The following is a 4,203-nucleotide window of genomic DNA, read 5'->3' as shown; positions in this document are numbered from 1 at the left end:
GCTCGCTGTCCGGGATGACGGCGCTGGTGGACCCGGCGCCGCTCGTCGCGCAGATCGAGCAGGCCACCGGCCGCGCCTCCGGCGCCGCGTTCACCTTCCGCCGGACGGGCTGCTGCGGCGCCGCCGCGTCCGGCCGGGGCTCGTTCGCGCTGGCGGCGGACGGGCCCGCGTCCTACTCGATGACGGTGTCCGGGGCGGGCGCCACACGCAAGGCCGCCCGGGCGGTGCTCGTCCAGGACACGGTGTACCTCCAGGCGGGCAAGCGGTGGCGGCACGTGCCCGTCACCGGCCGCGGCTACCCGGCGCTGGCGCAGCAGGTGCGGCTCGGCAGCTCGCTGTCCGGGATGACGGCGCTGCTGGAGTCGGCGACGACGCTCCGCAGGTCGGGCGCCCTCTACCAGGGGGAGGCCCCGGTCGCCGCGCTGTCGCGGGCCGCCGGGGTCGGGCCGCTGTACGCGGAGCTGGCACGCGCCACCGGCGCGCAGCAGATCAGCTTCGCGCTCCGCCTGGACCGCGGCAACCGCCCCGTGCGGCTCTGGCTCCGCGCCCAGGACGCGTCCAAGACGCGCTCGCAGGTGCTCCAGGCGAGCTATTCGAGCTGGGGCCGCAAGGCCATCAAGCCGCCCCGCTGACCCGCGCCGGGCGGCGCCGCGCCGGGCGGCACCCCGTCGGGCGGCGGCGTGTCAGGCCGCGAGCTCGCAGCTGTCCGCGAGGACTTCGAGGAGGCGCAGGGGGTCGGGGAGGGCGGCTCCGGCGGGCGGGCGCAGCCAGGCGGCGTCCCGCCCGCGGGGCAGGACGGACGGCGGGGCGACGACGTAGCTGTCGCGGCAGTGCCAGCGCATGCCGGGCGTCTCGACGACGGTCTCCGGCGAGCAGTCGAGGTGGCAGGACCACCACTCGTCCTCGTCGGCGGGGGCGCCGCGGGTGGCGACGAAGAACAGGTGCCGCTCGCCGCCGACGCTCGCGACGGGCCCGACGGGCAGCCCGTCGCGCTCGATGCGGGCGAGGGCGAGCTCGCCGGCGGCGGCGGGGATGTCGAACGCGTCGAAGACCCGGCCGGTCGGCAGGATGATGTTGGCCTGAGGCCGCTCGTCCCACCAGCGCTTGATCACGGCGGTGTCGACGCTCGCCTGCCGGGCCCAGTCCGCCGACACCGGATGCGCCGCCGGATCGGGACAGCCGATCCGGTCGCACGAGCACGCTCGGTCACCGCCGGCGGGGGGATGGGCGCCGGGAAAGCACGGCCAGCCGAACGCGGCGTACTCCAGGGCCGCCGCGGCCATCCGGTCGCGCGCCGCCCGCAGCCGCCTGTTCCCCGAGACCGCCAGCATGTCCGCCCCCCATATCCCAAGGTCGACCGTGGGTTCTTGATAGACGATGATGCCGGTGGCCCGGAAGCCGGGACACGGCAACCCCCAAGAAACGACCCTAAGTGACTAGACCGGCATGATCACCGGCAATGGCTCACAACGGCGGAGCGTGACCGGCTCCGGCCGCGGAGGGGGGTGCGGGAGAGGGCGGGTTCAGCGGGACAGGTTCCGTGCCACCTCGGTCGCCCAGTACGTCAGGACGATGTCGGCGCCCGCGCGGCGGATCGACGTCAGCGACTCCAGGATGGTGCGCTCGCGGTCGATCCAGCCCTTCTCGGCCGCCGCCTCGATCATCGCGTACTCGCCGCTGACCTGGTAGGCGACCACCGGGACGTCCACGGCGTCGCGGACGCGGCGGACGATGTCGAGGTAGGCGCCGGCGGGCTTGACCATCACCATGTCGGCGCCCTCGTCGAGGTCGAGGAGGGCCTCGCGCAGCGATTCGGCGGCGTTGGCCGGGTCCTGCTGGTGCGTGGAGCGGTCGCCGAACTGCGGCGCGCACTCGGCGGCCTCGCGGAACGGCCCGTAGTACGCCGAGGCGTACTTGACGGAGTACCCCATGATCGCGATGTCCGGGTAGCCGGCGCCGTCGAGGGCCGCGCGGATCGCGGCGACCTGGCCGTCCATCATCCCGGACGGGCCGACCACGTCCGCGCCCGCGGCGGCCTGCGCCACCGCGATGGAGGCGTAGCGCTCCAGCGTGGCGTCGTTGTCGATCTCCCCGGAGGCGGTGAGGATGCCGCAGTGCCCGTGGTCGGTGTACTCGTCCAGGCACAGGTCCGTCATGATCACGGTCGCGTCGCCGAGGTCGGCCTTCAGGTCGCGCAGCGCGAGCTGGACGATCCCGGCCGGGTCGTCGGCCGCGGAGCCGGTGCCGTCCTTCACCGCGGGGACGCCGAACAGGATGATCCCGCCGACGCCCGCCTCGGCGGCCTCGTGCGCGGCCTTGCGGAGGCTGTCGCGGGTGTGCTGGAGCACGCCCGGCATGGACGCCACGGGCTGCGGCTCGCCGATGCCCTCCTTGACGAACATCGGCAGCACGAGGTCGGCCGGCGCGAGCCGCGTCTCGGCGACCAGCCGGCGCAGCGCGGGAGTGCGGCGCAGCCGCCGCGGCCGCGCGACCGGGAACTGAGCAGACATGATCCTTCTTTCCCGGGGCCGCGGTCCGCGGTCCCGGCGCGAGTCGTCGTCCGGCGGCACGGTGCCGCCTCCGGCGGGCTGCTTGCGGCGGGCTACTTGCGGCGGCGGGCGCCGCGCCGCATCTGGCTCGGCTTGCGCAGCGGGTCGCCCGCCTCGATCTGGGCCGCCCTCCGCTTCGCACCGTACTCCGCGAGCGCCTCGGCCAGTGCCGAGACCGACGGCTTGTCGGCCATCACGTCGACGCGCAGCCCGTACTCCTCGGCGGTCTTCGCGGTCTGCGGGCCGATCACCGCGATGACGGTGACGTTGTGCGGCTTGCCCGCAATCCCGATGAGGTTCTTCACCGTGGAGGACGAGGTGAACAGTACCGCGTCGAACCCGCCGCCCTTGATCGCCTCGCGGATCGGCGCGGGCGGCGGCGCGGCCCGGACCGTCCGGTAGGCGGTGACGTCCTCGCACTCCCAGCCGAGCTCGGTGAGCCGGGCGATGAGGGTGTCGGTGGCGATGTCGGCGCGCGGCAGCAGCACCCGGTTGATCGGATCGAGGTCCTCGTCGTAGGGCGGCCAGACGTCGGCGAGCCCCTCGCTGGACTGCTGCCCGGACGGCGTCAGGTCGGGCTGGATGCCGAACTCCACCAGCGCGGCGGCGGTCTGCTCGCCCACGGCGGCGACCTTCAGCCCGGCGAACGCGCGGGCGTCCAGGCCGTAGTCGACGAACTTCTCGCGGATCGCCCGGACGGCGTTGGTGGAGGTGAAGACCACCCACTCGTACCGCCCGGTGACGAGGCCCTTGACGGCGCGGTCCATCTGCTGCGGGGTCCGCGGCGGCTCGACGGAGATCGTCGGGACCTCGTCCGGGACGGCGCCGTAGCCGCGGAGCTGGTCCGACAACGACGCGGCCTGCTCCTTGGTGCGCGGCACCAGCACCCGCCAGCCGAACAGCGGCTTGGTCTCGAACCAGGACAGCCGGTCGCGCCAGGACACCACGTCCCCGACGATGATCAGGGCGGGCGCCTCCATGCCCTTGGTGTCGGCGGCGAGCCGGTGCAGGGTCGAGACGACGGTCTCCTGCTCGGTGGTGGTGCCGAGGCTCGTCATCGCGGCCGGGGTGGAGTCGGGACGGCCCGCGGCGATCAGGCCCTTCGCGGTCTCGGCCACCGCCCCCTCGGCGCCGATGACGACGAGGGTGGCGTCGGCGTCGGCGAAGCGCTCCCAGTCGACGCCGCCGCCGGACGCGTCCACGACGCGGACCTCGCGGTGCTTCGGGTCGGTCAGCGGGATGCCCGCGTAGCCGGGCACACCGGTCACGGCGGACACGCCGGGGACGACCTCGAACGGGACGCCCGCCTTGGCCAGCGCGGCGCCCTCGGCGGCGAGCCCGCAGCCCAGCCCGGGGTCGCCCTGGAACAGCCGGACGACGCGTCGGCCTGCCTTCGCGGCCCTTGCGGCGAACTTCACGGGGTCGCCGTCCGCCGCGTCGAGGATCTCGGCGCCCGGACGGCAGTGCGACAGCATCTCGTCCGAGCAGTGCTGGCGGCTCACCACGACGGTGTCGGCGCGTTCCAGTTCGGCCGCCGCGCGCAGGGTCAGCAGCCCGGGGTCGCCGGGGCCCATGCCGACGAGGGCGACGGTGCCGGGGTCGGCGGTCCGGCGGGCGGGCGGTCGCTCGGCGGCGCTGTCCGCGGCGGACCGGC

Annotated in this window: 4 protein-coding genes; 1 reads left to right on the top strand and 3 read right to left on the bottom strand. The window is 75.0% G+C overall.

Annotated features, from left to right (window positions below; all coding sequences use genetic code 11):
- The coding region (locus tag E1300_RS48055) for a hypothetical protein (protein ID WP_207400425.1) at nt 1–632 on the top strand (632 nt) is incomplete at its 5' end.
- 51 nt (nt 633–683) lie between these two features.
- On the opposite strand, the gene E1300_RS48050 is transcribed toward E1300_RS48055, so the two are convergent.
- The 3 genes from E1300_RS48050 to E1300_RS48040 form a co-directional block, all read right to left on the bottom strand.
- Nucleotides 684–1,331 (bottom strand): bifunctional DNA primase/polymerase, encoded by a 648-nt coding sequence (locus E1300_RS48050; RefSeq protein ID WP_131763925.1) that lies wholly within the window; start codon nt 1,329–1,331, stop codon nt 684–686.
- 192 nt (nt 1,332–1,523) lie between these two features.
- The gene (gene hemB / locus E1300_RS48045; protein ID WP_131763924.1) at nt 1,524–2,510 is read right to left on the bottom strand and encodes a porphobilinogen synthase; all 987 of its coding nucleotides are present in this window, start codon (nt 2,508–2,510) and stop codon (nt 1,524–1,526) included.
- Nucleotides 2,511–2,602: 92 nt separating this feature from the next.
- Nucleotides 2,603–4,203, bottom strand: a 1,601-nt coding sequence (locus E1300_RS48040) for a bifunctional uroporphyrinogen-III C-methyltransferase/uroporphyrinogen-III synthase (RefSeq protein WP_370786227.1), incomplete at its 5' end; no start/stop codon positions are given.

It is taken from the genome of Actinomadura fibrosa (genome assembly GCF_900659615.1).
GTDB classification, from domain to species: domain Bacteria; phylum Actinomycetota; class Actinomycetes; order Streptosporangiales; family Streptosporangiaceae; genus Spirillospora; species Spirillospora fibrosa.
The sequence above is the reverse complement of the archived record's forward strand: the minus strand, read 5'-3'. Positions and strand labels throughout refer to the sequence as shown.

What these genes read in the sequence shown, in the direction of transcription:
- E1300_RS48050 (WP_131763925.1), bottom strand. Translation starts at nt 1,331, where the DNA reads ATGCTGGCGGTCTCGGGGAACAGGCGGCTGCGGGCGGCGCGCGACCGG.
- hemB (WP_131763924.1), bottom strand. Translation starts at nt 2,510, where the DNA reads ATGTCTGCTCAGTTCCCGGTCGCGCGGCCGCGGCGGCTGCGCCGCACT.